The organism is Endozoicomonas sp. SESOKO1 (assembly GCF_024606265.1).
In the GTDB taxonomy this organism is placed as follows: domain Bacteria; phylum Pseudomonadota; class Gammaproteobacteria; order Pseudomonadales; family Endozoicomonadaceae; genus Endozoicomonas.
In genome coordinates, this window is record NZ_JAHHPP010000035.1 from 1 (window position 1) to 6,622 (window position 6,622).

5 protein-coding genes are annotated in these 6,622 nt (G+C 49.2%); 3 read left to right on the top strand and 2 right to left on the bottom strand.

The features are described from left to right. On the bottom strand, positions 1–1,114 hold a 1,114-nt coding region (locus KDK13_RS02145; protein WP_257283149.1), incomplete at its 3' end, for an LPS-assembly protein LptD. 565 nt (positions 1,115–1,679) lie between these two features. On the opposite strand from KDK13_RS02145, the gene KDK13_RS02150 reads away from it, so the two are divergent. From KDK13_RS02150 to djlA, 3 genes are read left to right on the top strand one after another with little or no spacing between them, the layout of a single operon-like run. Beyond that, positions 1,680–2,780: an aminoglycoside phosphotransferase family protein gene (locus tag KDK13_RS02150; RefSeq protein WP_257283150.1), complete on the top strand. Its 1,101-nt coding sequence runs from the start codon at positions 1,680–1,682 to the stop codon at positions 2,778–2,780. Next, complete coding sequence (gene murU / locus KDK13_RS02155; protein WP_257283151.1) at positions 2,777–3,535, top strand: N-acetylmuramate alpha-1-phosphate uridylyltransferase MurU; 759 nt, start codon at positions 2,777–2,779, stop codon at positions 3,533–3,535. Before KDK13_RS02150 ends, murU begins: the two co-directional genes overlap by 4 nt. After that, complete coding sequence (gene djlA / locus KDK13_RS02160) at positions 3,532–4,353, top strand: co-chaperone DjlA (RefSeq protein ID WP_257283152.1); 822 nt, start codon at positions 3,532–3,534, stop codon at positions 4,351–4,353. The genes murU and djlA overlap by 4 nt, the downstream gene beginning before the upstream one ends. Positions 4,354–4,777: 424 nt before the next feature. On the opposite strand, the gene KDK13_RS02165 is transcribed toward djlA, so the two are convergent. Continuing rightward, on the bottom strand, positions 4,778–6,490 hold the full coding sequence (locus KDK13_RS02165; protein ID WP_257283154.1) for a hypothetical protein: 1,713 nt from the start codon (positions 6,488–6,490) through the stop codon (positions 4,778–4,780). Positions 6,491–6,622 lie beyond the last annotated feature (132 nt).

The following is a 6,622-nucleotide window of genomic DNA, read 5'->3' on the forward strand; positions in this document are numbered from 1 at the left end:
GTCCCAGTTCACCCTGAGTGTTACCGGTGAGATAGCGGAATTCGTTCTCCAGCATCAATCCCCGTTTGCTCATATATCTGGGCGTCAGGGTTGCATCATAGTTTGGTGCAATATTCAGGTAGTAAGGGATCGAAAAGTCGAAACCGTTATCACTGCTTTGAGATAGCGTAGGGTAAAGGAAACCGGATTTTCTGCGATCATCGATGGGGAAAGACAGATACGGCGTGTAGAGGATTGGCAGGCCTTGTACTCGAACCACCGCATTTTTCGCCAACCCCTGGCCGCTGTCCATATCAAGCGTGACGTTTTGCCCGGACAGCTGCCAGCCTTTATCACCCGGCGGACAGGTGGTGTAGGTGGCGTCAGACAACTCAAGGGTTGCGTCTTCATTGCGGACGATGCGCTCAGCACTGCCGCGGGCTTTCTGCTCATGCATCACATAAGCAGTGTTCTCAAGGGTTGCGCGGCCACTGTCGAGCTGAAGATCACCTTTGTCACCGACCAGCAGGACACCGCTTTCCCGAAAGCGAACGTTGCCTTCAAACTGGCCATAGTTGCGGCTCCTGTCCAACGTAGCGTTGTCACTTTCAAACTGCCGGCTGCCCTGGCGGACAGTCACATCACCCTTGAAGGTGGCAACAGAATCCCGGTCATAACTGGACTCATTGGACTCGGCGACAATCGGTGCCTTATTGCTGTCTCCGCTATAGTCCTTGCCGGGTCTGGATGGCTCAATGTAAGCACCGCAGCTGTAGAAAGGCTCTGTGGCTCTCTTGTGTACCGACAGGTTCTGGATAGGTTGCCAGTCCAGCTGTTGTTTAAGTGTGGCGTTTTGCCTGGTGGTTGCTGACTTTATAAGCGACGCTGTGCTTTCCGGTTTTCTGACCTGCTGCTTAGTCTTGGCTGCCGGCTGTAACTTGATGGATTGGCTTGTAGCAGGATCACAACGCCACTGGCCATTAGCCCGTGTCTGGCAGTGCCATTCGCTCTGTGGCCCCGCCGGGGGTTCAGCGGCAATGACTCCGGAAACCGGCTGGCTGGCAATAATACTGGTTGCAATGGCCAGTGTCAGTGCTCTTGGGGTAAACGGTAATGGGTGCAGATGCATGTCCATAAGCTCAGCAATCCTGGGGCAACATTCTTATTGGGCGAACCGGGTCAAGAAAAAGCTGCGTTAACGTAATGGTGTTGTGTTGTTGATTGGGCACCTTGAAAGCTGCATATTCAGCGCTCTTCATGGATACTCGAACAGACCTCATGAATGCTGGAACAGAGAAAAGAAATAACAGTCTCCGTAACACGGGTTCAAAACCTTTGACGTTTTCAGCATAACTAATGAGGTGGCTTTTCATGAAAATAAACTTGCTCGTTCCAGGGCCTGTTGACGTTTCATTGCGTGCTCAGCGGGACGCGCAGTAGTATTAATGCAGAAAAAAGGTTCATCCTCATAAATTGCAAACTGCATTATAATCGCAACATTCTATATCCATTTGCACAGGAAATGCAGTGTAAATCCACCGGAGACAGTTACACGATAGCCTGAAATGTCAAATGCCTGAAGATTTTACGTTATCTTTGACCGGGCAGGGAACCTTATGTCAAAGCGCCAATAGGCCAGAATAACCCTCTATGATAGTCTTGCGTATTGATCAGACAGCGCTTAACAGGAAGCAAAATCGTTGGCCACAACAAATTCAGAGCATCAGAACTTTCCTGAACCCCGGTCTGAAGCATCTTGCCGCCGGGAAAAACTGGCTCAATGGGTTGTTTCAGCCTTGTCCGGCGGAAATAGTCCTTTATGTGATGGGAACATGGGTGAAGGTGTTTCAATGCCTTTACAAGCCATTGGCAGTGATGCAGGTTTTCGAAAATATTACCGGGTCAAGACCCCCCGGCGCACTCTGGTTGCAGTAGATGCCCCTCCGGCCACAGAAGACACACGAGCCTTTGTTGACATAGCGACTGGCTGGCGGGCAGGTGGGGTTCGCGTTCCTGAGGTGTTGGCTGTCGATTATGAGCATGGCTTTATGCTTCAGGAGGATCTGGGGGATACGCCAGTGCAGGTTTTACTTCAGGACTCTACAGCCGATCAGCGCTACCAGGAGCTGCTGGACACACTGCTGGTCGTGCAGAAACAGTTGCCCGATAACCTGCCTCCCTATGATGAACCGCTGATACGCTTTGAGTTGTCTCTCTATCCCCAGTGGTTTCTCGGGGCGCTGATGGGCCTTGATACCGAAGAGCCGCAAATTACGGAGCAGCTGACGGAACTGTTTTCTTCCCTGGTAACGACGGTTCTTGAGCAGCCCAGGGGTACAATGCATCGTGATTACCACTCCCGGAACCTGATGCTGGCACCGGATGGCAGTATTGGGGTGATTGATTTTCAGGGGGCACTTCATGGGCCCTTGCTTTATGATGTCGTGTCGTTACTGAGAGACTGTTATATCTCCTGGCCTGAAGAAAAGATAGACCTCTGGTTTTCCTCATTTACAGCTCGTCATCCGGTGCTGGCAGACTATGATCGGGAACAGCTGAAAATCTGGTTTGATCTGACAGGCTTGCAGCGTCACTTGAAGTGTCTGGGTATCTTTTCCAGGCTATGGCTTCGTGATGGAAAGCCCGGTTATCTTAACGATATTCCCAGAACGCTGGGGTATGTGCTGTCTATATGTCAGCGGTACCCTCAGTTCAGAGAACATGCCGAGTGGTTGCACAAGGGCGTTGAGCCGTTTGTGAATGGACGGCTGAAACAGGTTATGGAGGAAGCCGGAGCATGAAAGCCATGATACTTGCCGCCGGTTATGGCAAAAGGCTCAGGCCAATTACCCTGTCAATTCCCAAGCCCCTGGTGCCAGTGGCAGGAAAACCCCTGATTACCTATCATATTGAGCGGCTGGCGCAGGCTGGTTTTAAGGAACTGGTCATCAATCACGGCTGGTTGGGCGAAAAGATAGAGGCGGCGCTTGGTTCAGGTGTCGGCTGGGGGGTGAATATCCAATATTCTCCGGAAGGGGTGCCCCTGGAAACCGGCGGTGGGATTTACAAGGCTTTACCGTTACTGACCCGGAGCCTTACTGGCGAAAGTGATGACCCGTTTGTTGTGGTGAATGGGGATGTCTATACGGATGTCTGTCTGAAAAGCCTGAAGCTTCCTGAAGACATGCTGGCGCACCTGGTTATGGTCGATAACCCGGATTTTCATCCGGAAGGGGATTTTTGTCTTCAGGAGGGGATGCTTTTTGAGAAAGCGGCCATGCCGGAAAAAGCCGGACTGACGTTCAGTGGTGTCAGCATACTATCCCCGTCTCTGTTTGCCGGGTGTCAGCGTGGCAAAACCTTTGCCCTGGCGCCGTTATTGGTTGATGCCATGAAACAGGGCAGGGTCAGTGGACAGTATCACAATGGTTTCTGGACTGATGTCGGTTCTGTTGAGCGACTGCAGGCACTGGAAGGCTATCTTAACGATCATCTTCAACCTCAGGACCGGCCTCAAAGCCAGAACAACCTTCAAGATCAGAGCAGGACTTCATGACCGCAATAGTAATTGGTGCGTTGGTTGGGTTCATGACCGGTGGACCCTTCGGCGCCATTTTGGGAGCTTTTGTTGGTTCCTGGATTAACCGGACGTATTCAGGTGGGCAGGGACCCGCTGTTTTCGGTGCTTCTGCTGCTTCTCGGCAAAAAGCTCAGACCGCCTTTTTCCGGGCAACGTTTCTGGTGATGGGCCGGGTAGCAAAAGCGGATGGCCGGGTAAGTGAGTACGAGATAGAGACTGCACGGGCCATTATGGATAACATGCGCCTCTCTGGAGAGCAGCGAAGGATGGCAATAGAGCTTTTCAATCAGGGAAAAAAGCCGTCTTCCGACATTGAAGGTGCGCTTCGGGCATTTCGTGAGGTTGCCGGTGCCAGCACGCTCATTCCCATGTTTCTGGAGATTCAGCTGTCAGCAGCTTATGCCGATGGTGGGTTGAGTCCTTCCGAGCATGCGGTATTCAAGCAGGTGTGCAGTAACCTGGGAGTGGGTAACTTTGCATTTGATCAGATTCACAAACGGTTCATTGCCCAGAGAGAATATTACCAGCAAGGTGGGTATCATTCTGGCGCGGGTGGCAACCGATCAACATCAGGAATGGATCTGAAACGGGCTTATGATGTTCTGGGGGTGTCAGCCAGTGCTTCAGATTCTGAGGTAAAGAAGGCTTACCGCAAGCTGATGAGTGAACACCATCCGGATAAACTGGTGGCAAAGGGGTTGCCTGAGGAAATGATGGCGGTTGCCAAGGAAAAAACCCAGGAAATTCAGGGCGCTTACGATCAGGTTCGGGCCGCCAGAAAGGCTGCAGGATAGTCAGGTTGTTCGAGAAATAAGCGCCTGTCTTCATTATTTTTCCGGATAGTCGATGCTGTTTGGCAGTCTTCAGGGGAACTTTTCCCGGGTTAAGTTGACTAATTGATCAATAGTCCCATTTTTTCTTAACCATCTGGAGGCCAGAACTGTGATCTATTCGAAGCGCAAGCAGTTTATGTACTGGTATGTTCCAGCCACTACGAGAATTAACCTTGATTCCAATCGATCTGTGATTTATTGCTTTTCAGAATTGCCCAGAAAGGTGAGGTCCGCATTGAGAAGAAAGAAGAAGTATCTCATCTTCAAAGAGATTAATGGATTCTCTACGTCAATTGTGGAGAGGGCAGTTCACCCTTCTGCATAATTCTGGCTGGTGATTAAATCTGTAATCCTGCACAGCTCATTAGATAGTGAAATGCACGGTTTACCAGCCACTCTTTTTTATGGTCTTCAGCGGTTTGATAAACACTTTGCTTCTGTCTTTTATTTCCTGCTTCTGTTTGTCTGTCAGTCCTTCAGGAAATAAATTGTCCACTTGCCAATCGATAATTGTACAGAAAAACTTGTAGTGTAGTTTGGGGAAAGTCAGATTTCCGGCAATCATCGGTATGATTTTATGGCCAGCAATGGCTGCATCCGTATTGCTCAGCGTTTTTCGCCAGGGTTTTTGTGAGTGTCTGTTCATTTGAAAAAGAATATTTGATAAGTGAAATTTGAACAGATCTTCATCACGATGGTATGGTGATATATTTGAAACTGGCTCAAAGGTTTCCAAATCATGAAGATAAAATGCCAGTTGGCCCAGGGCTATCCTGCTATGTTTCAGGGTGCTGAGTTTTTTCTCCATCTTGAGAATATTTGTATGCTCCAGACTATTTTCTTTTGCCTGCTGTTGTTTTTCCGGTGACAAGCCAGAAAGATATTTTTCAAAGTTTTCTTTCCTTTCTTGCCAGGTCTTCTGTAAATCGAGATATTCTTTGTGAACGTCTTTTTTCAACGTATTAATTGCATCACCAATAGGAATAATTATATCGATATCAGAATTTTTCAGCATGCTGGCCCGTAGTGCATGATACCAGTCATGAAACTGAAATCCGGCAATGGTTGGCGCCGGTAAATGGTCAGCGGTTTTTGGCAATGGATGGCCAGGAAACGGGATTGCCATATCCCTGTGCCGTTTCAGGCTTCCTGTTCTGATATCTTCAACCGAACTGATCCCAATCACTGGATTGATTTCATGGGCTTCTTCCCGGCAAAAACTCTCCAGAAAGGCCTGACGCAACGTGATGGGGGCGCACATCATGGAGCCTTGGCCACCAAATAAAAACTTGATGCCAACATCATCGGCCAGAACCCGACGTATCGTTCGCTGGCCTTCGTACTCTTTCGGTAAATCTGGCCAGTCGTAGATCCAGAAACCAGCCTCAACAGGCGGTTTATCCTTAAGCAAAAGCGTCATGCGGTGAATAATGCCGCGCACATCAAAAGCAGGAAAGGAATCAGGTGTATTTGAACTTTGCAGTGAAGACGCCAGGAAGTCCCAGGCATCTTTATTGGCTTTTCCCCTGTTATCAAACAACCTGTGGTGGCGAATCTTGAATGAACTGTTATCCTGGGTGCCTTCCTGGTAGATGCCATGCAGGGTAACCAGGGTTGCAAATTCATTCCTGCTGATTTTCTTTTCCCGGAATGCACGGAGCGCTGCATACGCAAAGTCATCAGATTGTAAAAAGCTGCAGTATTCCGTAGTGATTTGTTCTGGATTGCAGCAGCAGTGAATGATTTGTTCGAGCTGCCGGGTAGTAGTGGTATTTACCTTCGTTATGATCTGGGATTGTTTGTCTTGCTTGATTCTACGAACAACTTCATTGAACGACCTAGCATGACCATCGGCGTTGGGCAAAAGCAGGGGGCTTAAAGATGTATCTTTTATTTCCCTGTCATTCAGGTCTTTCAAGGGGGCTATTGAATTTCCCTTGTTGACAGGCAGTTCGACATCATCGGTAGTCGTGCCGCAAACATATCTGAATACACCGGTGATGGCGTGCCATATTGCTCCGGCGGGGCCTGATGCAGCATTTTCAGATCTTGAAGAGGTTTGCTGTCCGACTGGCCCCGAAATGCCTGAAGAGATCATAACTTTAATGTCCTTTTTGGAATATTTATTGAAAGCCAACCTTTGATCAACCTATGAATAAGTTTGACCAGGCGGGCAAAAAAAAGTTTCCATCTCTGATTCGCACGGGGCAGGGGGGGATCACAACGGCGG